The organism is Parviterribacter multiflagellatus, assembly GCF_056863265.1.
Genome location: NZ_JBXPIZ010000002.1, coordinates 524,238 through 545,318, shown reverse-complemented (window position 1 = coordinate 545,318; position 21,081 = coordinate 524,238). Strand labels below are relative to the sequence as shown.

Annotated in this window: 22 protein-coding genes; 7 read left to right on the top strand and 15 right to left on the bottom strand. The window is 71.6% G+C overall.

All coding sequences use genetic code 11. The features are described 5' to 3' along the window. The 3 genes from ctaD (AC1UE5_RS06190) to AC1UE5_RS06180 all read right to left on the bottom strand — a co-directional run bounded on the left by ctaD (AC1UE5_RS06190) (window position 1) and on the right by AC1UE5_RS06180 (window position 3,624). Window positions 1–1,893 carry a cytochrome c oxidase subunit I gene (gene ctaD, locus AC1UE5_RS06190; RefSeq protein ID WP_482921207.1) on the bottom strand — a complete coding sequence of 631 codons (1,893 nt, stop codon included), beginning with the start codon at window positions 1,891–1,893 and terminating at the stop codon, window positions 1–3. Beyond that, a complete protein-coding gene (gene coxB / locus AC1UE5_RS06185; RefSeq protein ID WP_482921205.1) occupies window positions 1,890–2,990 on the bottom strand; it encodes a cytochrome c oxidase subunit II in 1,101 nt (366 codons plus the stop codon). Before coxB (AC1UE5_RS06185) ends, ctaD (AC1UE5_RS06190) begins: the two co-directional genes overlap by 4 nt. 208 nt (window positions 2,991–3,198) lie before the next feature. After that, on the bottom strand, window positions 3,199–3,624 hold the full coding sequence (locus AC1UE5_RS06180) for a helix-turn-helix domain-containing protein (protein ID WP_482921203.1): 426 nt from the start codon (window positions 3,622–3,624) through the stop codon (window positions 3,199–3,201). 166 nt (window positions 3,625–3,790) lie between these two features. Between AC1UE5_RS06180 and AC1UE5_RS06175 the strand changes: the two genes are divergently transcribed. Continuing rightward, the gene (locus AC1UE5_RS06175; RefSeq protein ID WP_482921202.1) at window positions 3,791–4,201 is read left to right on the top strand and encodes a CBS domain-containing protein; all 411 of its coding nucleotides are present in this window, start codon (window positions 3,791–3,793) and stop codon (window positions 4,199–4,201) included. Window positions 4,202–4,335: 134 nt separating this feature from the next. Here AC1UE5_RS06175 and AC1UE5_RS06170 read toward each other — a convergent pair whose 3' ends face one another. The 5 genes from AC1UE5_RS06170 to AC1UE5_RS06150 form a co-directional block, all read right to left on the bottom strand. Beyond that, window positions 4,336–4,620, bottom strand: coding sequence for a hypothetical protein (locus AC1UE5_RS06170; protein WP_482921201.1), 285 nt, complete (start codon window positions 4,618–4,620; stop codon window positions 4,336–4,338). A 140-nt stretch (window positions 4,621–4,760) separates the two neighbouring features. Continuing rightward, a complete protein-coding gene (locus AC1UE5_RS06165; protein WP_482921200.1) occupies window positions 4,761–5,654 on the bottom strand; it encodes a heme o synthase in 894 nt (297 codons plus the stop codon). Window positions 5,655–5,677: 23 nt separating this feature from the next. Then, a complete protein-coding gene (gene ctaD / locus AC1UE5_RS06160; protein WP_482921199.1) occupies window positions 5,678–7,393 on the bottom strand; it encodes a cytochrome c oxidase subunit I in 1,716 nt (571 codons plus the stop codon). A 35-nt stretch (window positions 7,394–7,428) separates the two neighbouring features. Continuing rightward, a complete protein-coding gene (gene coxB / locus AC1UE5_RS06155) occupies window positions 7,429–8,301 on the bottom strand; it encodes a cytochrome c oxidase subunit II (RefSeq protein WP_482921198.1) in 873 nt (290 codons plus the stop codon). Window positions 8,302–8,351: 50 nt separating this feature from the next. Continuing rightward, window positions 8,352–9,140 carry an enoyl-CoA hydratase/isomerase family protein gene (locus tag AC1UE5_RS06150; protein WP_482921197.1) on the bottom strand — a complete coding sequence of 263 codons (789 nt, stop codon included), beginning with the start codon at window positions 9,138–9,140 and terminating at the stop codon, window positions 8,352–8,354. Between the two features lie 14 nt (window positions 9,141–9,154). Between AC1UE5_RS06150 and AC1UE5_RS06145 the strand changes: the two genes are divergently transcribed. Genes AC1UE5_RS06145 through AC1UE5_RS06125 form a run of 5 tightly spaced genes read left to right on the top strand, consistent with a single transcriptional unit; the run spans window position 9,155 to window position 13,773 of the window. Beyond that, entirely contained in the window at window positions 9,155–9,880 is a 726-nt protein-coding gene (locus AC1UE5_RS06145) for a gamma-glutamyl-gamma-aminobutyrate hydrolase family protein (protein WP_482921196.1), read from the top strand. Next, on the top strand, window positions 9,877–10,389 hold the full coding sequence (locus tag AC1UE5_RS06140; protein WP_482921195.1) for a hypothetical protein: 513 nt from the start codon (window positions 9,877–9,879) through the stop codon (window positions 10,387–10,389). Before AC1UE5_RS06145 ends, AC1UE5_RS06140 begins: the two co-directional genes overlap by 4 nt. A 21-nt stretch (window positions 10,390–10,410) precedes the next feature. Further along, on the top strand, window positions 10,411–11,544 hold the full coding sequence (locus AC1UE5_RS06135; protein WP_482921194.1) for a lysylphosphatidylglycerol synthase transmembrane domain-containing protein: 1,134 nt from the start codon (window positions 10,411–10,413) through the stop codon (window positions 11,542–11,544). Window positions 11,545–11,549: 5 nt separating this feature from the next. Then, a complete protein-coding gene (trxB, locus tag AC1UE5_RS06130; RefSeq protein ID WP_482921193.1) occupies window positions 11,550–12,566 on the top strand; it encodes a thioredoxin-disulfide reductase in 1,017 nt (338 codons plus the stop codon). After that, on the top strand, window positions 12,559–13,773 hold the full coding sequence (locus AC1UE5_RS06125) for an MFS transporter (RefSeq protein ID WP_482921502.1): 1,215 nt from the start codon (window positions 12,559–12,561) through the stop codon (window positions 13,771–13,773). Before trxB ends, AC1UE5_RS06125 begins: the two co-directional genes overlap by 8 nt. Here AC1UE5_RS06125 and AC1UE5_RS06120 read toward each other — a convergent pair. Both AC1UE5_RS06120 and AC1UE5_RS06115 read right to left on the bottom strand, forming a co-directional pair. Next, on the bottom strand, window positions 13,770–14,057 hold the full coding sequence (locus AC1UE5_RS06120; protein ID WP_482921192.1) for a hypothetical protein: 288 nt from the start codon (window positions 14,055–14,057) through the stop codon (window positions 13,770–13,772). The genes AC1UE5_RS06125 and AC1UE5_RS06120 overlap by 4 nt on opposite strands. Before the next feature lie 111 nt (window positions 14,058–14,168). Continuing rightward, a complete protein-coding gene (locus AC1UE5_RS06115; RefSeq protein ID WP_482921500.1) occupies window positions 14,169–15,044 on the bottom strand; it encodes a S1C family serine protease in 876 nt (291 codons plus the stop codon). Between the two features lie 75 nt (window positions 15,045–15,119). Here AC1UE5_RS06115 and AC1UE5_RS06110 point away from each other — a divergent pair, with 75 nt between their 5' ends. Next, window positions 15,120–15,557: a winged helix-turn-helix transcriptional regulator gene (locus AC1UE5_RS06110; protein WP_482921191.1), complete on the top strand. Its 438-nt coding sequence runs from the start codon at window positions 15,120–15,122 to the stop codon at window positions 15,555–15,557. Between the two features lie 106 nt (window positions 15,558–15,663). Here the strand turns inward: AC1UE5_RS06110 and AC1UE5_RS06105 are convergent, their stop codons facing one another. Genes AC1UE5_RS06105 through AC1UE5_RS06085 form a run of 5 tightly spaced genes read right to left on the bottom strand, consistent with a single transcriptional unit; the run spans window position 15,664 to window position 21,050 of the window. Next, on the bottom strand, window positions 15,664–17,133 hold the full coding sequence (locus AC1UE5_RS06105) for a WS/DGAT/MGAT family O-acyltransferase (RefSeq protein WP_482921190.1): 1,470 nt from the start codon (window positions 17,131–17,133) through the stop codon (window positions 15,664–15,666). Window positions 17,134–17,151: 18 nt separating this feature from the next. After that, window positions 17,152–17,769, bottom strand: coding sequence for a methylated-DNA--[protein]-cysteine S-methyltransferase (locus AC1UE5_RS06100; RefSeq protein ID WP_482921189.1), 618 nt, complete (start codon window positions 17,767–17,769; stop codon window positions 17,152–17,154). After that, window positions 17,766–18,275 carry an RNA polymerase sigma factor gene (locus AC1UE5_RS06095; RefSeq protein ID WP_482921188.1) on the bottom strand — a complete coding sequence of 170 codons (510 nt, stop codon included), beginning with the start codon at window positions 18,273–18,275 and terminating at the stop codon, window positions 17,766–17,768. The genes AC1UE5_RS06100 and AC1UE5_RS06095 overlap by 4 nt, the downstream gene beginning before the upstream one ends. A 1-nt stretch (window position 18,276) precedes the next feature. Further along, a complete protein-coding gene (locus AC1UE5_RS06090; protein WP_482921187.1) occupies window positions 18,277–19,899 on the bottom strand; it encodes a 3-hydroxyacyl-CoA dehydrogenase NAD-binding domain-containing protein in 1,623 nt (540 codons plus the stop codon). Then, window positions 19,896–21,050, bottom strand: a complete 1,155-nt coding sequence (locus AC1UE5_RS06085; protein ID WP_482921186.1) for an acyl-CoA dehydrogenase family protein — start codon at window positions 21,048–21,050, stop codon at window positions 19,896–19,898. The genes AC1UE5_RS06090 and AC1UE5_RS06085 overlap by 4 nt, the downstream gene beginning before the upstream one ends. Window positions 21,051–21,081: the final 31 nt, after the last annotated feature.

The following is a 21,081-nucleotide window of genomic DNA, read 5'->3' as shown; positions in this document are numbered from 1 at the left end:
TCACTCTCCTGCTCGTTCGGTGGCGGGACCCGCGGGCTGCTCGACCCGCGCCCCGTCCTTGAACACGCCGTGGACGGCGCCCGGGACGCCGTACTCGTACGGCCCCCCGACCACGGTCGGCACGGCATCGAAGTTGAACACCGGCGGCGGGGACGACACCTGCCACTCGAGCGTGAGCGCCCGCCACGGGTTGGCCGCCGCGCGCGGGCCGCCTCGCCAGCTCGCGACGATGTTGTAGGCGAAGATCAGCGTGCTCAGGCCGACGACGAAGCTCGCCAGCGACACGATCAGGTTGAGCGTCGCGAAGCTCTCGGCGTAGTCGTAGACGCGCCGCGGCATCCCCTCGACGCCGAGCACGTGCATCGGGGCGAAGGTGATGTTGAAGAAGATGAACGTGAGCCAGAAGTGCAGCTTGCCGAGCGACTCGTCGTACATCCGCCCGGTCATCTTCGGGAACCAGTAGTAGACCCCGGCGAAGATCGTGAAGAGCGAGCCGCCGAACAGCACGTAGTGGATGTGGGCGACGATGAAGTAGGTGTCGCTCACGTGGATGGTGAGCGGGATCATCGCGAGCATCACGCCGCTGATGCCGCCGAGCGTGAACATCGTCAGGAACCCGAGCGCGAACAGCATCGGGGTGTCGAGCCGCAGCACGCCGCGCCAGATCGTCGCGAGCCAGCTGAAGATCTTGATGCCGGTCGGCACCGCGATCACCGCCGTCGTGACCATCATCGGGATGCGGATCCAGTTCTGCATCCCGCTGACGAACATGTGGTGCGCCCAGACGGTGAACCCGAGCACGACGATCGCCAGCAGGCTGAAGGCCATCATCCGGTAGCCGAAGATCGGTTTCCTGGCTTTCACCGCCAGGATCTCGGACACGATGCCGAAGCCCGGCAGCATCATGATGTAGACCGCCGGGTGGGAGTAGAACCAGAAGACGTGCTGGTACATCAGCACGTCGCCGCCCTGGGTCGAGTCGAAGAAGTTGAAGCCCAGCCCGCGGTCGAGCAGGACGAAGAACTGCGACGCGGCGATGAAGGGCGTGGCGATGACGACCAGCAGCGACGTCGAGAAGTTCGCCCACACCAGCAGCGGCATCCGGAAGAAGCTCATCCCGGGCGCGCGCATGGTGATGATCGTGACCAGGAAGTTCAGCGCGGTCGCGATCGACGACGCGCCCGCGAACTGCACGCCGATCGTGAAGAACTCCTGGCCTATCGGCGCCGTCGTGGAGAGCGGCGCGTAGGCCGTCCAGCCGGTCGCGAACGAGCCGCCGGGGGCGAAGAAGCTCGCCATCATCATGATCCCGGCGATCGGGAGCATCCAGAACGACAGGGCGTTCAGCCGCGGGAACGCCATGTCCGGCGCGCCGATCATCAGCGGCAGGACGTAGTTCGCCAGCCCGGCGAAGACCGGGATGATGAACAGGAAGATCAGGATCGACGCGTGGACGCTGAACAGCCCGTTGTAGGTGTTCGCGTCGACGAACTGGCGTCCCGGCTGCGCGAGCTCGGCCCGCATCAGCATCGCCAGCAGGCCGCCGACGAAGAGGAAGAAGAACGCGGTGACCGTGTACTGGATGCCGATCACCTTGTGATCGGTGTTGACGCGGAAGTAGTCCTTCCACGTCCGCGCGCCGTGGCTCGAGTGGTCCTCGGGCCGCGTGGGCCTGCCGCTCGCCCAGTAGAACCAGTAGTCGAACGCGCCGAGGCCGACGAGCGCGAACAGCGGCGCGGCGATCATCGCGACCCGCAGGTAGCCCTCGCCGGTGACGCTGCCGGTGTCGAACCCGTTCGCCGCGAAGAGCAGCAGGTACGAGAACGCGGCGCCGTAGAGCAGGAACAGGCCGGCGCGGGGGAGCCCGGGGCCGGGACGGAGCACGGACGTCATCGGCTCTGCGCCTCCAGGTAGTCGACGAGCGCATCGAGCTCGGCCGGCGGCAGCGCGCCGTAGTTGCCGGGCATGATCCCCTCGGCGAAGCCCTCCGCGACCTCGGCGCCGGGATCGGTGATGTCCTCGCGGATCTTGTCCGCGGTGCGGCCCTCCAGGACCTCGTCGAGGTTCGGGCCGGTGGTGCCGGTGGCGCCCGCGTCGGCGAGCGTGTGGCAGCCGCCGCAGCCCTGGGCGGCGAAGACCGCCTTGCCCTGCGCCGCGGTGTCGCCGCCGGTCTCGCCGCCCGCGCCCGCGCCGCCGGACTGCTCGGGCGCGTTGCCCGCCGCGGCGTTGCCGGCGCCGCGCTCGCGCAGCTCCTGCAGCTTGCGGTCGAAGTCCGCGCGGCTGACGACGTGGGCGGTCTGGCGCATGTACGCGTGGCCCAGGCCGCACAGCTCGGCGCAGACGACCGGGTAGCGGCCGCGGCGCGTCGGCGTGACGCGGTAGCTCGTGTTGATGCCCGGGACCGCGTCGACCTTCATGCGGAAGGCCGGCACCCAGAAGTCGTGGATGACGTCCTCGGAGCGGATGTTGAACTTCACCGGCTGCCCCTCCGGCAGGTAGAGCTGCGTCGAGCGGATGGCCTCGTCGCCGCTGCCGTACTCGAACGTCCAGGTGAACTGCTGGCCGACGACGTTGATCTGCATCTCGCCTGCCTGCGCCTCCTCGATGTCCGTGAGGACGATGTAGGCGTAGGTGCAGAGCCCGAGGATCAGGACGGCCGGGATCAGCGTCCAGATGACCTCCAGGCGCGTGTTGCCGTGGATCGGCGGGCCGTCCTGCAGCTCCTGGCCCGGACGCATGCGGAACTTCCAGACGCAGTACAGGACGACGGCCTGCACGAGCACGAAGACCGGCACCGACACGATGAGCAGGACGTCCCACAGGGTGTCGATGTCCTTGGCCTGCGACGAAGCGGCCGTCGGGAACCAGTCGATGGCCAACCCGATGGCGATGCCGATCGCCGAGGCGATGACACCGAGCACCGCGAGCTGCACCGTCGAGGCACGCTCGCGCTGGCGTTCACGGACGCCGTTGTCCTCCCCAGGACCCATTGGTTCGTGATCCTACGCACAACATCGGATCGACGCCAAATGGTGTGTCGCTTGACACGAGGTGAGGGGTCCGGGAGGTGACCGGAGAGGGGCCGCGCGCTGGGGGACGGGGCGCGGCGGCTGCGCCGGGGGGCGGGGCGCAGTGGGGACGATGACGCTGCGCGCGGGCCACATCCGCGCGGGGCGTCGGTTTCCGGGAGGGTGCGGCCTAGAAGGTCGCGTACGTCGCGGCGGAGAGGTGCGCGACCGGGGAGGTCGGAAGCTCGGGCGGGCCGGTGCGGCCGCGCCGCTGGGCGCGGTAGTCGGACGGCGAGAGGCCGTGGTGGCGGCGGAACGCCTTCGCGAACTGGGCCGGCTGGCGGTAGCCGACGCGGTAGGCGACTTCGCGGACCGTGAGGCCGCGGCCGGAGAGCAGCTCCGCCGCCTTCTCCATGCGGACCTGGGTGAGGTGGTCCCGGAAGGTGGTCTGGCCGATCTCGGAGTAGGCCCGCTGCAACTGGCGGCGGGAGGAGGCGACGCGGCGAGCGATGTCGTCGAGCGACAGCTCGGACGCGTACTCGGCCTCGACGAGGGCGACCGCATCCTCGAAGAGCGAGGTGCGGTGCCGGATGGTGCTGGGGCGCTGGACAGGCATCGATGGGGATACGCGTGCGGTGGGACGCCAGGATGAGTCGAGTTGACGCGGCACCGCGATCCTGGCGCGCGTCCACTCTCCACCCGTTATGCCCGGGTTCGACGGATCGGGGGCGATGAGGTAGCTTCGTGGCGAACGTCGCAAGCTTTCGCCGGAGGAGTCGGAGATGCAGGTGCGGGATGGCATGAGCAACGTGGTCCTGACCGTGGGACCGGGCCATTCGCTGCGCGCCGCCTCGCGGCTCATGGCGCAGCGCGGCGTCGGCGCGGCCGTCGTGCTCGACCCGGACGGCGAGGGGCCGGGCATCGTCACCGAGCGCGACGTGCTGCGTTCGATCGGCGCGGGGGAGGACGTCGACCGCGAGCTCGTCGCCGACCACCTCACCGCGGACGTCGTCTACGCCGCGCCGGACTGGTCGCTCGAGGAGGCGGCCCAGCAGATGCTCCGCGGCGGCTTCCGCCACCTCATCGTCTGCGAGGGCGCCGACGTCGTCGGCATCCTCTCGGTGCGCGACGTCGTGCGCTGCTGGGCAGGTGACGGCGCCACCTGCGACGTGCAGTCCGCCGCGGCGGCGTAGGACGAACAACGGCCGCCCGGAGGCGGCCGTCCAGGGTTGGACTGAGTGAGTCATTCCGGATGGCTGGCGCGGCGGGCCGAGCGCCAGTAGGCCGATAGGCGTCGTCCCGTCGCGTCAGGCGCCGGAAGACCCGCTCAGTGCCCGGTGTCTTCCGGCTCCTCCCACGGAACCCGGTCGACGGGCTCGACGACGTGGTGCTCGAGGGGGAGGTGCTGGTACTCGCGGACGGCGTCGCGGATCCACACGAAGAGGACCCAGACCGTTAGGACGATGCCGGCGACGAGGAGGATCGGGCTGATCGTGATGCCGAGCAGCGCGACGGTGATGCCGATGGTCAGCAGCAGCGGCTGCGCGCTTCCGGGCGGGAGGTGGATCTCCTCGCCGGGCGGCGGGACGGGGCGTTCGGTCGTCTGGGTCATCACATGTTGTAGAGCCAGGCGGCGACCCACGACATCCCGAACATGAAGAGGATGACCGCGGTTGAGATCAGCGCCGTGCGGAGGTTCTTACGTGCGAGCTTTCGGTCCATAAGCGGAGTTGGGGGATCGTACTGCGATCGCTACAGCCGCGCGTCCAGGACCATGGTCCCGAAGAGCAGCGCCAGGTAGAGGAGCGAGAACAGGTAGAGGCGCAGCGCGTGCTTGCGGTCCGCCATGCGCAGGAGCTGCACCGCCATCGCGATGAAGATCGCGTTGAGGACCAGCGAGCCGGCGAGGTAGATGGCGCCGAACGCGTGCGTGCTGAAGAGCAGCTGCGTGACGGCGTACAGCAGGACGCTGTAGAGCAGGATCTGCTTGCGCGTCTCGCCCTCGCCGCGCACCACGGGGAGCATCGGCACCCCGACGCGCGCGTACTCGTCCTTCATCAGCAGCGACAGCGCCCAGAAGTGGGGCGGCGTCCAGAAGAAGACGATCGCGAACAGGTAGAGCGCGGTGCCGTTGAGCGAGCCCGTCGTCGCGGCCCAGGCCACGAGCGGGGGCACGGCGCCGGCGGCGCCGCCGATCACGATGTTCTGCGGCGTCCGGCGCTTGAGCCAGATCGTGTAGACGAAGACGTAGCCGAGGAAGCCGCTGAACGACAGCGCCGCCGCGAGGGGGTTCGCACCCACCCACAGCACCACGACGGCCAGCGCCGCGAGCACGCAGCCGAAGATCAGCGCGTGCGTCGGCGCGACGCGGCCGCTGGCCACCGGGCGATCGGCCGTGCGCGGCATCTGGATGTCGATGTCGCGGTCGTACCAGTGGTTGACCGCTCCCGCGCCGCTGGCGGACAAAGAGCCGCCCAGCAGCGTGATGAGGACGAGGCCGACCGACGGGTCGCCCGCGACGTACATCGTCGTGATCGTCGTGAGCAGGAGCAGCGACTGGACCTTGAACTTGCACAGCTCCAGGTAGTCGCTGACGACCTGCCGCACGCCGGGGCGTGCGGCGGCTACGGACGTCGTGGCCGGCATCGAAGGGACCCTACCGTCGGTGTCTAGCCGCCGGCCCCGGCGTGACCGGGCGCGACTTCCTCACGCTCGGACACCGGACGCGTCTGGCGCTCGACCTGCCGGCGGATGTCCTTCATCGGCTCGACCGAGCGGATGCGCGGCACGGAGTCGAAGTTGTTGACCGGCGGCGGGGAGGTGGTGAACCACTCCAGCGTGTTGCCCTTCCACGGGTCCGGCCCCGCGATCGCGCCCGTCTTGAGCGAGCGGACGATGTTGATGATCGTGAGCAGGATGCCGAAGCCGAAGGTGAACGAGCCGATCGTCGAGACGAGGTTCATCCACCCGAGGCCGTTCATGTCCGGGTACTCGTAGATCCGTCGCGGCATGCCCTCGAGGCCGATGGCGTGCTGGATCGCGAACGTCAGGTTGAACCCGATGAACATGATCACGAACGACCAGATGCCGAGGCCCTCGTGCATCCGGCGGCCGGTCATCTTCGGGAACCAGTAGTAGATGCCCGCGAAGATCGAGAAGATCGCGCCGCCGACCAGCGTGTAGTGGAAGTGCGCGACGACGAAGTACGTGTCGTGCAGCTGCCAGTCGATCGGGAACGTCGCGAGCGTGATGCCCGTGATGCCGCCCATGAGGAAGACCGAGAGGAAGCCGACCGCGAACAGCAGCGGCGTCTTGAACTCGATCGTGCCCTGCCAGAGCGTCGCGATCCAGTTGAACATCTTGATGCCCGTCGGGATGCCGATCAGGAACGAGCTCAGCATGAAGAAGACGAGCACGACGGCCGGGCTCGGCGTCGTGAACATGTGGTGGGCCCACACGATCAGCGACAGGAACGCGATGACCGCCGTCGCCGCCGCGACCGCCTTGTAGCCGAAGATCGGCTTGCGGGCGAACACGGGGAGGACCTCGGAGATGATCCCGAAGCCCGGCAGGATCATGATGTAGACCTCGGGGTGGCCGAAGAACCAGAACAGGTGCTGGTACAGCAGCGGGTCGCCGCCGTTGGCCGCGTCGAAGAAGTGCGTCCCGAAGTGCCGGTCGGTCAGGAGCATCGTCACGCCGGCCGCGATGACCGGGAGCGCGAGGATCAGCAGGACGGCGTAGATGAGGATCGTCCAGCCGAAGAGCGGCAGACGGCCCCAGCCCATGCCCGGCGCCCGCATGTTCGCGAGCGTGCAGTAGAAGTTCACCGCGCCCACGAGCGACGAGAGGCCCGTGAGGTGGATGAGGAAGATCCACGCGTCGGTGCCGGCCGAGATCGAGAACGCCTCGTTCGACAGCGGCGGGTACATCGTCCAGCCCGCCTCCGGCGGCGTCCAGAACATGGACGCGTAGAAGACGACGCCGCCCGAGAGCAGCAGCCAGTAGGAGAGGGCGTTCAGCTTCGGGAACGCCATGTCCCGGGCGCCGATCATCAGCGGGATGAAGTAGTTGCCGAAGCCGGCCATGATCGGCACGACGAACAGGAAGACCATCGTCGTCCCGTGCATCGTGAACAGCTGGTTGTACGTCTCCGGCGTGAGGAGCGTGTTGTTCGGCGTGCCCAGCTGCAGGCGGATCAGCAGAGCCTCGACGCCGCCCAGGATGAAGAAGACGAACGTCGTGACCAGGTACATGATCCCGATCCGCTTGTGGTCCGTGGTGAGGACCCACGAACGCCAGCCGACGGGCTCGCGTTCGACGCGGTGGGCGGTGATCTGCGGGACCGGCGCGAGTCCGGTCTGGGCGGCGGTGGTTGCGGCCATGAAGGTTCTAGCTCTCAGAGACTTTCAGCGAACGCCTACTGCGCGTTCTCGATCTGCTCGCGCTGACGCGCGGCTTCCTCGTTGCCGGCCTTGATCTCGGCCTTGCGGCGCTCGATGTACGCCTCGTACTCGTCCGGGGTGACGGCGGTGACGCGGGCGACCATGTTCGCGTGGTTGCGGCCGCACAGCTCGGCGCACTGACCGCGGAAGGTGCTGCCTGCCTTGCTGCCCGGGATCTTGAACCACGTGTAGTTCGTGTGGCCCGGGATGGCGTCGAACTTGCCGCCGAGCTTGGGGATCCACCAGGAGTGCGCGACGTCCTGCGCGCGGATCTCGAGGGTGACCGTCGTGTCCGTGGGCACCACGAGCTCCTCGTAGTCGAACGCGTTGTCCGCGTTGCTGTCCGGCGTGTCGTCGGGGTACTGGTAGCGCCACAGGTACTGCAGGCCCGTCACGGAGATGCGCAGCGTCTTGCCGTTCTCGGGGAAGGCGCTGTTGTCCGGCAGGTCCTGCTGCGCCGCGAGCTGGAGCCCGTTGGCGTCGTCGGTGGCCTCCGCGTTGCGGATGTCGCCGAGCTGGATGAACGTGACGATCGCGATGACCACGAGGATCACCGCGGCCCCGACGGTCCACCCGATCTCCAGCCGCGTGTTGCCGCGGATCTGGGCCGGCACCGCGCCCTTGCGCGCGCGGAACTTGACCAGCGAGTAGATCAGGGCGCCCTCGACCGCCACGAAGACGATCACGCTGAGCGCGAAGAGGAGCCAGTAGAGGGTGTCGATGGAGTCGGCGTTCGGTGATCCTCCGGACTCAGGAGACCAGAAGTCGGCCGACGCGACCGGCGTGAGCGTGAGCGTGCCCAGGGCGCCGAGGGTCAGCGCAGGCAGGAGAAGTCGAACGGATCGCAAAGCGGGCGGGATGATAGACGCGGCGCGGTCGGACACGCCGCCACGTCGGACTAGCGACCGGTGAATCGGGGGCCTCGCTTCTCGACGAACGCCATGACGCCCTCCATGAAATCGCCCGACGCGGCCATCTCCTGCTGGATGTCCGCTTCCAACGCGAGCTGGTCGTCCATGCCCTGGTAGAGCCAGCGGTTGAGCTGGCGCTTGGTGCCGGCGAACGACTTGGTCGGGCCGGTGGCGAAGCGCGTCGCGAGCGCCTCGAGCTCGCCCTGGAACGCGTCGTCGGCGACGACCTTGTTGACCAGGTTCCACTCGTACGCCTTCGCGGCGGGGACCTTCTCGCCCATCAGCGCCATCTCGGCCGCGCGCGTGAAGCCGGCGCGTGCCGGGACGAACAGCGACGAGCCGCCGTCCGGCACCAGCCCGATGTTCACGAACGCGAGCAGCAGGTAGCTCGACTCGGCGGCGAGGATGAGGTCGCACGCGAGCGCGAGCGAGCACCCGATCCCGACGGCGGGGCCGTTGACGCCGGCGATGACCGGCTTGGGCATGCGGCGGATGGTCGTGATGATGGGGTGGTAGACCTGGGTCAGCCGGGTGTGCACGTCGGGGTGCCCGGCAGGCGTGGGCTCGAAGCCCGCTTTCAGGTCGGCGCCGCTGGAGAAGGCGCGCCCGGAGCCGGTGATGACGACGGCGCGGACCTCGTCGTCGGCGGCGACCTCGAGGACGGCCTTGTTGAGGTCCTCGCCGAGCTGGGTGTTCCAGGCGTTCAGGGCGTCCGGGCGGTTGAGCTCGATCCAGGCCGCGCCGTCGCGGCGCGTGAGGTTCACGGCGTCGTACATGTCACGATCCTTCCATGGAGCGGCCCGTCGTCGGTGTGTGCACGTACCTCGATGACATCCGTTGGGGGGTGTGGGAGGACCGTGCGGCGATGGTCCCGGCGGGCTACGTCGGGGCGATCCAGCGCGCGGGCGGGATCGCGGTGCTGCTGCCGCCGGACCCCGCCGCGATCGACGATCCGGACCCCGTGCTCGACCCGCTCGACGCGCTGCTGCTGGCCGGCGGGGTCGACGTCGGGCCCGCGACGTACGGGGCGGAGCCACATCCGCGCACCGACGTCCCGAACGAGCTGCGCGACACGTTCGAGCTGGCGCTCGCGCGCCGGGCGCTCGAGCGCGAGATCCCGCTGCTCGGTGTGTGCCGCGGGATGCAGGTGATGAACGTGGCGGCGGGCGGGACGCTCGTCCAGCACGTGCCCGACCGCGTGGGCCACGAGGGGCATCGCGAGACGCTCGGCGTCTTCAGCGACCACCGCGTGCGGCTGGAGGAGGGCTCGGTCGCGGCGCGGGCCGCGGGGGAGACGCTCCACCCGACCAAGTCGCACCACCATCAGGCGGTCGACGCGGTGGGCGAGGGGTTCGTCGTCACCGGGTGGTCGGAGGGCGACGACCTGCCCGAGGCGATCGAGCATCCGTCGCGCCCCTTCGCGCTCGGCGTCCAGTGGCACCCCGAGGCGGACGAGACCAGCCGGCTGATCGCGGCGCTCGTCGAGGAGGCGCGCGCAGCGTCGCGCGCGCGGTGAGCGAGCTCGACTACCCCTTCGGCCGCGCGCCCGGCTCGTTCTTCCTCGCCGGCGGGGAGGCGCTCGTGGCTCCGGACGCGCCGCTCGCGCGGCCGCCGCTCCTCGCCTACGGGGCCAACGCGTCGCCCGAGCGGCTCGCGGCCAAGCTCCCCGGCATGCCGGTCGCGGCGCTGGCGGCCGAGCTGCGCGGGTGGGCGGTCGTGCACTCCCACCACGTCTCGCCCTACGGCGCGGTGCCCGCGACGCTCCTCGCGACGCCTGGCGCGACGGCGCTCGTCCACGCCCTGGTCGTCGATCCGGCGGGGTTCGAACCGCTCGACGCGACCGAACCGAACTACGTCCGTCGTCGGCTGGAAGGCTTGGATCTGCAGGTGGAACGGGTCGGTCACGTCCCGGTTGCCGAGGCCTACATCTCCCGTTGGGGAGCGCTGATCGTCGACGGGGAGCCGGTGCCGCTGGGAACGCTCCCGCAGGCCGTGCTCCTCGCATGTGTCCGGAATCGGACCTGAGCCGTTACTAGCATTGCGCGCGTGGCCTCGACAGACCGGGAACCCGACCTCGTCGAGGAGGACATCGCGCTGGACGAGGAGATGCCGCGACTGCGCGTCACGCGCCGCGTGCTCGTCCTCGGCATCCTCTTCATCGTCGCCACGCTGGCGTTCCTGTACTTCGTCCTCCCGCAGATCGCGGGCCTGGAGGACACGTGGGAGCGGATCGAGCACGGCGATCCGGCGTGGTTCGCGGTCGCGCTCGTCTTCACGCTCCTGTCGTTCGCCGGCTACGTCGTGCTGTTCCAGTACGTCTACGTGCGCGCGGGCTCGCGCATCGACCTCAAGGCGAGCTACCAGATCACGATGGCCTCGCTGGCCGCCACGCGCGTCTTCGCGGCGGGCGGCGCCGGCGGCATCGCGCTGACGGCGTGGGCGCTGCGGCGCTCGGGGATGAGCGCGCGGCGCGTGGCCGACACGACGATCGTCTTCCTCTCGCTTACGTACATCGTCTACGCGGTCGCGCTGGTCGTCGGCGGCTTCGGCCTGTACTTCGGGATCCTGCCGGGGCCCGGGCCGATCGGCATCACGCTCGTGCCCGCGATCTTCGGCCTCGTCGCGATCACGATCTTCCTCCTGCTGGCGCTCGTGCCCGACGACGTCGAGCGCCGGATGCGCGGCTGGGTCGCGCGACATCACGCGCGCCCGCGCGTGGCGCGCATCCTGGAGCGGCTCGCGGCCGTCCCGGCGACCGTCGGGGTCGGCGTGCGCGAGACGATCGAGCACCTGCGCGAGGGCAACCCGTCGCTGCTCGGCTCGATCGGCTACTGGGCGTTCAACATCGGCGTCCTGTGGGCGTGCTTCCACGCCTTCGGCGAGTCGCCGGGGTGGGCGGTGATCGTCATGGGGTACTTCGTGGGCATGATCGCGAACCTGCTCCCGCTGCCGGGCGGCGTGGGCGGCGTCGACGGTGGGATGATCGGCGCGTTCGCCGCGTTCGGCGTCGACATCGGCCTCGCGACGGTCGCGGTGCTCTCGTACCGCGGGTTCGCGTTCTGGCTGCCGACGATCCCGGGCGCCGTGGCGTACTTCCAGCTGCGCAAGACCGTCAGGAAGTGGCGGCGCGAACCGGCCGCGAAGGCAGCGGCCGAGGACCAGTCACCCGTACTACACTAAATGAAGTGACCAGCGAGCGCATCGAGAACGTCATCATCATCGGGTCGGGGCCGGCTGGGTACACCGCCGCGCTCTACACGGCCCGCGCCAACCTCGAGCCCCTCGTTATCGAGGGCTTCTTCTGGGGCGGCCTGCTCCAGCAGACGACCGAGGTCGAGAACTACCCGGGCTTCCGCGACGGCATCATGGGCCCGCAGCTCATGCAGACGATGCGCGACCAGGCCGAGCGGTTCGGCACGCGCTTCCTCACCGACCAGGCGTCCGGCGTGAAGCTCGCCGACGAGCCGGGCGGCATTCACGAGGTCCAGGTCGGCGACGACGTCTACCGCGCGCGCACCGTGATCCTGTCGATGGGCGCGGAGCACAAGAAGCTCGAGGTGCGCGGCGAGGAGGAGCTCTCCGGCCGCGGCGTCTCCTACTGCGCGACCTGCGACGCGGCGTTCTTCAAGGACCGCTCGACGATCATCGTCGGCGGCGGCGACTCGGCGATGGAGGAGGCGATCTTCCTCGCGAAGTTCGCGTCCAAGGTGACGATCGTGCACCGCCGCAGCGAGTTCCGCGCGTCGAAGATCATGCTCGAGCGCGCGCAGGCGGTCGAGAACATCGAGTGGAAGACCCCGTTCGTGGTGGAGGAGTTCCACCCGGCCGCGACCGGTTCGCTGGGGCACGCGACGATCAAGAACGTCGAGACCGGCGAGACCGAGGAGCTGCCGATGGACGGCGCCTTCGTCGCGATCGGGCACGAGCCGCAGAGCGCGATCGTCAAGGACGTCGTCGACACCGACGACGAGGGCTACGTCATCGTCCAGGGCCGCTCGACCCGCACGAACAAGCCCGGCGTCTTCGCCGCCGGCGACCTCGTCGACCACACGTACCGCCAGGCGATCACCGCCGCGGGCTCCGGCTGCGCCGCGGCCCTCGACGCCGAGTGGTACCTGCGCGACACGCCCGAGGTCCCGACGCCCGCCGGGCTGCCCGAGGGCGACCTGGCCGAGGCGCAGTGGACCACCTCCGCTGAGTGACGCTCCGGCGCTCTCGCGCCTGACCGTCGCGCTGCTCGCCCTCACGGCGGGCGCGACGGTCGCGAACATCTACTACGTCCAGCCGCTCCTGAACCTCGTCGGGAGCGGCTTCGGCGTGTCGGAGGCGGTCGCCGGGCTGCTCGTCACGTGCGCGCAGGTCGGCTACGTGGTCGGGCTCGCGCTGCTCGTGCCGCTGGGGGACCTGGTGGAGCGGCGCGGGCTCATCGTGCGGCTGCTGCTCGGCTCGGCGGTGGCCGCGGCGGCGTGCGCGGCCGCGCCGGGGTTCGCGGTGCTCGTCGTCGCGCTCGTCGCGCTCGGCCTGCTGTCGGTGGTCGCGCAGGTGGTCGTCGCGCTCGCGTCGAACCTCGCCGCCGACCACGAGCGCGGGCAGGTCGTGGGGACCGTGATGAGCGGGCTGCTCGTCGGGATCCTGCTGGCGCGGACGGTGAGCGGGGCGGTCGCCGAGGTGGGCGGCTGGCGCGCGGTGTTCGCCGTGGCGGCGGTCGCGCTGGTCGCGCTCGCGCTGGTGCTCCGGCGGGCGCTGCCGGTCGCTCCCCGCACGTCGTCGCTGCCGTACGGCGCGTTGCTGCGGTCGATCGTCGGGCTGGTGCGCGAGGAGCCGGTGCTGCGCCAGCGGATGGCGATCGTCGCCTGCAACATGGCCGCGTTCTCGATGCTGTGGACCGCCATCGCGTTCCTGCTCGACGGTGAGCCGTACGGCTACAGCGAGGGCGTCATCGGGCTCTTCGGCCTGGTCGGCGTCGTCGGCGTGCTCGTCGCGCCGGTGGCCGGGCGGCTCGCGGATCGTGGGCACGACCGGCTCGTGATGACCGTCCTGCTCGTCGCGCTGCCGGTGGCCTGGGGGCTGAACGCGCTCGGCTCGTCGTCGCTCGTCGCGCTGCTGGCCGGCATCGTCCTGCTCGACCTGGCGCTGACCGGCGTGCAGATCACGAACCAGAGCGCGATCTACGCGCTGCGGGCGGACGCGCGCTCCCGCATCACGACGGCGTTCATGACGTCGTCGTTCGCGGGCGGGGTGTGCGGCTCGATCGCGGCCGCGACGATCCAGGACGCCTACGGGTGGGGCTGGACGTGCGCCGTGGGTGCGGGGCTCGGGTTCGCCGCGCTCGGGGTCTGGCTCGTGAGCGAGGGGCGGCGGACCTCGCGAACGGCGCCCGCTCGCGAGGTCGGCTGCGAAGCCGGCTAGCTGCCGACGGACGTCATCGGCCCGCAGGCCAGGACGTCGGCGACGAGCTCGTTGGCGCGCTCGGGAAGCCAGCGCTCGGAGTCGACCAGGTGCTGGCCGAGGTCCTCGATCTGCTCGACCGCCGCGCGGGCGGCCTCGTCGGACACGAGGTCCTCGGAGAAGAACAGCGTGTCGGCGGCCTCACGGATCGTCTCCTGCTCGGCGGGCAGGAGCTTCGTGGGGCCGACCTCGCGCAGGGTCGTCACGACGCGCCCGTAGGCCTGGCTGCGTTCGGTGGTGGTCATGGTCGTTTCACCTCCGGTCGGTGCGTACTGGCGACCCAGTCCCATCAGTGTGACGGGTACTCCGGTCGTCGTCCGCGCGGGTTGGAACTTGAGGGTTGTTGGTGGCGGTTGTCACGTGAACCTCACGGTCACCGTGAGCTCCTCCACGCCGCGCACGAGCGTGAGGGTGAGGGAGCCGGGGATCGGCAGGCTGTCGAGGGCGTCCTGCACGGTGTCTAGACCGGTGATCGGGGTCGAGCTCATCGCTGTCAGGAGATCTCCGCGCTCGATCCCGGCCTCGGCGGCGGGGCTGCCGTCGTGCACGGCGCGCACGAGGAGCCCGTCGCGGTCGGGCAGGCCGACGGCGCGGCGCATGCGCTTGGCGATGTGCGGGGGCGCGATCGCGACGCCGAGCTTGGCGCGCCGGGGCGCCTGGCCGCCGGCGAGCTGCTCCACGTGCGCCTTGGGCGCGGGGAGCGCGAGCACGAGCCCGCCGCCGGCGCGGATCGCGTTGAGCCCGAGCAGCGTGCCGTCGCGGTCGACGAGCGGCCCGCCGGACGACCCGCGGGGGAGTGGGGCGGTGTGCTCGATCGCGCCGTCGATGCGGCCGCCGCGCGGGCCGCGCAGCCGGCGCGCCTCGCTGGCGGTGAGGCCGAGCGTCACGCGCAGCCCGCGGCCGCCCGGGTCGGCGAGCGCGACGACGTGGGCGCCCAAGCCGGGGTGCTCGGCGTCGCCCAGCGCGACAGGCGCGACGTCCTGCGTGTCGGCGTGGAGCACGGCGAGGTCGCCGTCGGGGTCGATCGCGATCACCTCGGCCTCGGAACGACGCCCGTCGCGGAAGGTGACGACCCTCGCGTCGGCCGGCACCGCGTGCGCGACCGTCAGCACCCGATCCGGCGCCACGACGACGCCGGAGCCGGCGTGCCAGCCCTTGCCCAGGCCGACGACGGCCGGGCCGACGGAGGCGGCGAGGGACTGCACGAGCGCTGAGGGGTCGAAGGGGGTCACTTGCAACTTGCAAGTCAGTGTACCCGCCTTCCATGCAGCTGCAACTACTGCACGCGACAGCGTACTCTCCGTGCCATGGGCCGCCGACCCGGGCGCGACGCGCCGACCGACTCGCCGCTGGGTGCGGCCCTCGCCGTCGTGGGGGACCGCTGGACGCCGCTCGTGATCGAGGCGCTCCTCGACCGGCCGCTGCGCTTCGGGGACCTGCAGGAGGCGGTTCCCAAGATCGCGCCCAACGTCCTGACGCAGCGCCTGCGCGAGCTGGAGTCGCACGCGCTGGTCGTCGCGTCGCCGTACTCCGAGCGCCCGCCGCGGTTCGTCTACGAGCTGACCGACGAGGCCCGCGGCCTGGCGGGTGCGCTGCGGCTGCTCGCCGACTGGGGCGCGCGCCGCTCGGGCGCCGAGGCGCCACACCACGCCGCCTGCGGCACGCCGCTGGAGGCGCGGTGGTGGTGCCCGACGTGCGAGACCGCCGTCGAGGACAGCGCCGCCGCCGAGGACTCCTGGCTCTGACGGGCCTGACGGGCCCTGGTTGCGCCTGACGCGACCGGACGACGACTACCGGCCCGTCGGCCTACTCGTCGTTCGGGCGGGCGCCCAACCCACGACGAGGGCTCTGTCAGGTCGACCGCGCGGCGGCGCGCTTGGCGCGGGCGCGCTTCTGCGTCGGCGTCGCGTGTGGGCGGCGGCGCGAGAGCGGGCCGCCGGCGAGCCCGACGAGCTCCGCCAGCGACGCCTGCAGCCCGTCCGTCAGCGCGTCGAGGTCGGGCAGCCCGTCGTAGTCGGCGATCAGGCCGAAGTTCATGCCGCCGTCGTACGACATCACCGCGACGGCCAGCGCGCGGTCACCGGCCAGGAACGGCACGGGGAAGACCGCCTCGAGCCTCCGGCCCAGCGCGTAGACGGGGATCTGCGGGCCGGGGACGTTCGTGACGAGCAGGTTGTAGAAGCGCCCGCTGAAGTTCATGCGCGACGCCTGGGCCAGGATCGTCGGTGGCGCGAAGTCCTGCGCGCCGGCGATGACCTCCGCGCCGAGCGCCTGCTTGGACTCCTTCAGCCCCTCCATCCGCTCTGACACCCAGCGCAGGCGGTCCACCGGATCCGGGATGTGCACGGGAAGAGGGCACAGGATCTGCACCAACTTGTTGCCGAGCGTCGGTGTCTCGTGACGATCTCGGACGGAGACCGGCACGCATGCGCGCAGCTCCAGCCCTTCGGTTCTCGTCCCCCGGGAATGCAGCCACGCCCGCAGTGCGCCGGCCACGACGGCCAGCACGACGTCGTTCACCGTCCCACCGAACGCGTTCTTGACGGCCTTGAAGTCCTCCAGCGAGGCGGGCGTCACCGCGTACCGGCGGTGCGGCCCGATGCGGACGTTCAGCGGCGTCACCGGCGGCGGGTTGAGCGCCGCCCACGCCACCTCGCCGACGCCCTCGGCCGCGGCGCGCGCCCGGTCCAGCGCCGTCGCCGGGCGGGCGGCCTCCGCGACGGCGCGCAGCGGCACCTCGGCCAGGCGCCGCGCGGCGCCGTTCAGCGCCGTGGCGGTGAGCTGCGCGGTGGACGGCTCGGGCCGCGCGTGCCACACGTCGCCGCCGACGTCGCGCGGCTCGGGGCCGAGGTCGAACAGCATCGTCATCAGGTCGACGCCCGAGATGCCGTCGACGAGCGCGTGGTGCGTCTTGGAGACGAGCGCCCAGCGCCCGTCCTCCAGCCGGTCGACGAGCCACAGCTCCCACAGGGGCTTCGTGCGGTCCAGGCGCTGCGAGAAGACGCGCGCCGTGAGCGTGAGCAGCTCCTTCGTCCCGCCCGGGCCGGGAAGGCCGGTGTGACGCACGTGGTAGTCGAGGTTGAACGTCGGGTCGTCGATCCACCGCCAGCGGCCGAGCCCGAGCGGCGGCGCGGCGAGCTTCTGCCGGTAGCGGGGGACCAGGTGCAGCCGGGAGCGGATGTGGCGCACCAGCTCGCGGTACGGCGGCGCCGGCCCTTCGAGCAGGGCGACGCCGCCGATCTGCATGTGCGTGTTCTGCCCCTCCTGGTGGAGGAACGAGGCGTCCACCGCGGAGAGGCTGTCCAAGTGCTGCTGCGCCATGTGCGGCGCGACACTACTTCAGCGGACGCCTTCCAGCCGCAGCAGCAGCTTCTTCTTCTCGACGCCCCCGGTGTAGCCGCCGAGCGCGCCGCCGGTGCGCAGCACGCGGTGGCAGGGGACGACGATCGGGATGGGGTTGGCCGAGCAGGCGTTGCCGGCGGCGCGGACGGCCTTGGCGTTGCCGGCCCGCTCGGCCACGTCGCGGTACGTCGCGGTGGCCCCGAACGGGATCGCCGCGATCGCCTGGAGGATGCGCTGGGTGAAGCCGCCGCTGAGCGACCAGTCCAGCGGCACCTCGAAGTCGTGGCGGCTGCCCTCGAAGTACTCGTCGAGCTGGCGGCGGAGCGGGTCGAACCGCGCGGCCGGGCCCTCGACGATGCGTGGCGAGAGGCGGCCGGCGAGGCCGTCGAGCACGACGTCGAGGCCGCCGTTGAACTCCTGGTAGGCGAGCCGGACGAGGCCGGCGGGCGTCTGCGCGGCGACGAGCGTCCCGAGGGGGGAGTCGAGCTGCGTGTAGGTCACGTCCACCGCGCCCTCGTCGAGGGCGCGCGCGGTCGCGCGGCGGATGGCGTCGGCGACCGCGTCGGTGGCCGGGGCGGGGGTGGCGGCGAGGGCCGCCTCGAGCGGGTCGGTCATGCGGGCACCCAGTCCTGTCGAAGCTTGGCGAGGCCGTCGGAGAGCGAGCGCCGGGCGGCGGCCTCCGTCGACCCCATGGCGGCGGCGATCTCCCGGTGCGAGAGGTCGCCAACGAAGCGCAGCAGCACGGCGCCGCGCTGCTTGGGGGGCAGCTCGTCGACCGCCCGCCACAGCGCGTCGTCGGGCGGGAGCGCGGGCGCCGGGGCGGCCCCGGACGTGATGCCCGCGCCCGCGCCGGCGACCGCGGCGGCCGGCTCGGGCTCCGCCACCGGGACGGCGTGGCGGGCCCTGGCGCGGTGGTGGTCGAGCGCCTTGTGGTGCGCGATCGTCAGCAGCCAGCCCTTGAGGTTGTCGGCGTGCCGCAGCGTCGGATACGCGCGCAGGGCGGCGACGACGGTCTCCTGGAAGACGTCGTCGGCGTCGGTCGGGCCCACCGACGCGACGCAGAACCGCAGGACGGCGGCCGCGTGCTCGTCGAGCAGGCGCTGGAAGGGAGGTCTCGGCACGTCAGTCCAACGTGGCGGCCCCGGAGAACGTGAGGCCGAGCGCGAGCGCGCGCCGCAGCGCGGGCGCCATGCGGTAGCGCTCCTCGCCCGTCTCCGCGCGCAGCCCGGCGAGGATCTCGGTCACGTGGTCGAGGCCGATGTGGTCGGCCCACTCGAGCGGCCCGCGCGGGTGGTTGAGGCCGAGCGCCATGCCCGCGTCGATGTCCTCCGCGCTCCCGACGCCCTCCCCGAGCGCGAACGCGGCCTCGTTCACCAGCTGCGCGACGATGCGGCCGAGCACGAGGCCCGGCGCGTCCGCGACCCACGCGACCTCCTTGCCGAGCGTCGCGAAGAAGTGCTCCGCGGCGGCCGCCGCGGCGGGGGAGGAGCTGGGCCCGCGCGTCAGCTCGACGAGGTGCGTGTCGCTGAGCGGCGGGAGCGCGTGGAAGCCGATGGCGGGCCCGTCGCCCTCGAGCGACGCGAGCGAGGCGCCGGCGCACAGCAGCGCCTGCGGCCCGCCCTGGATGGGCGCCTCCACCTCGCCTTCCGGGTCGAGGTCGAGCGCGAGGAAGGGCACGTCGCCACCGGCCTCCTCGGGCGTCGCGACGTCCCAGCCGGCCTCGGCCGCGGCGTAGAACAGCTCCTCGGCCAGGGCGCTCCCGCCGGCGACGACGATGAGCCCGTCGCCCTCCGGCGGCTCGCCCTCCGGCTCGGGATCCGCGACCGCGCCGCGGCCCCCGCCGGCCGCGCTGTGGTGCAGCGGGGTGGAGGGGGTGACGAGGCCGGGGTCGTACGCGTACCAGCCGCGCCCGCTCTTGCGGCCGTGGCGCCCGCTCGCGGCCATCCGCGCCATCAGCGGCGACGGGCGCCAGCGCGGCTCGCCGAACGACAGCTCGTGGAACGAGCGCGAGACCTCGAAGCCGACGTCGATCCCCACGAGGTCCTGCAGCTCGAACGGCCCCATCCGGAAGCCGCCGCCGAGGCGCACGATGCGGTCGATCGTCGGCACGTCCGCCAGGCCGTCGGCGAGGCACCGCAATGCCTCGAGCCCGAACGGCCGGTTGCAGCGGTTGACGAGGAAGCCCGGCCCGTCGGAGGCGAGCACGACCCGCTTGCCCATCGCCTCGCCCAGCTCGCGCACCGCGGCGACCGCCTCGGGCGCCGACTCGACGCCCGCGATCACCTCGACCAGCCGCATCACCGGGGCGGGGTTGAAGAAGTGCATCCCGACCACGCGCGCGGGCTCGGGCACGCCGGCCGCGACCTGCGTCACCGGGATCGAGGAGGTGTTCGTCGCCAGGACGGCCGTGGGACCGACGACCTCCGCGACCTGCGTCAGCACGCGCTGCTTGAGCGCGAGGTCCTCGGGGATCGCCTCGATCACGACATCGCAGCCGGCGAGCGCGGCCAGGTCGGCGACCGGCCGCAGCCGCTCCGCCGCGCCCTCGTCGGCCCGGCCCTTCGCGGCGGCGCGGGCGACGCCGGCGCCGACCGCCTCCTGCGCCCGCGCGAGCGCGCCGGCGTCCAGGTCGAAGAGCCGCGTCTCGGCGCCCGCCTGGCAGCCGAGCTGCGCGATGCCGGCGCCCATCGTGCCCGCGCCGACGACGCCGAGCACGCGTGGGGTGGAGGAGGCGGGCGGCGTCACGAGGGCACCAGCGCGTTGATGCCGGTGAGTGCCCGGCCGATGATGAGCTTCTGGATCTGCGACGTGCCCTCGTACAGCGTCGTCACGCGCACGTCGCGGAACCACCGCTCGACCGGGTGGTCGTCGACGTACCCCGCGCCGCCGTGGACCTGGATGGCCGTGTTCGCGCACTCGACGGCGGCCTCGGTGGCGTACAGCTTCGCGATCGACGTCTCGGTCGTGTTGGGGCGCCCGGCGTCCTTCAGCCACCCGGCGCGCCAGACGAGCATCCGCGCCGCGTCGGCCTTGACGCGCATGTCGGCGAGCATCGCCTGGACGAGCTGGAACGACGCGATCGGACGGTCGAACTGCTCGCGCTCGGTCGCGTACCTGACGGACTCGTCGACGCAGCCCTGGCAGATGCCCACGCAGCCGGCGGCGACCGAGTACCGGCCGGAGTCGAGCGCGCTCATCGCGACCTTGAAGCCGTCGCCCACCTCCCCGAGCACCTCGGTCGCCTCGACGTCGTCGAGCGCGATCGACGCGGTGTCCGAGCCGTGCAGGCCCATCTTCCCGTGGATCTCCGACGGCTGGAACCCAGGCTGGTCGGTGTCGACGAGGAACGCCGCCAGGCCGCGGTGGCCCTTGGACGGTTCGGTCTGCGCGAAGACGAGCGCGACCTTCGCGTGGTTGCCCATCGAGATCCACATCTTCGCCCCGGAGATCAGCCACCGGTCGCCGTCGCGCCGCGCGCGCGTCCGCTGGTTCGCCGCGTCGGAGCCGGTGTCCGGCTCGGTCAGCGCGAAGCACCCGAGCCACTCGCCGCTGCACAGCCGGGGGAGGTAGGTCTGCTTCTGCTCCTCCGTGCCCCACTTGAGGATCGCGCTGCACACGAGCGAGGTCTGCACCGACACGACCGTCCGCATCGACGAGTCGCCGCGCCCGATCTCCTCGACCACGAGCCCGTACGTCACGTAGTCGAGCCCGGCCCCGCCGTACTGGCGCGGCACGATCGCGCCGAGGTACCCCTGGTCGGCGATCTTGCGCACGAGCTCCGTGTCGAACCGCTTCGCCCGCGCGTTCTCGGTCGCGCGCGGCACGATCTCCTTGTCGGTGAACGCCCGCGCCGTCTCGCGGATGAGCTGCTGCTCGTCGGTCAGAGCGAAGTCCATGGCCGGGACGCTACGCGACGCGCGGCCCGCC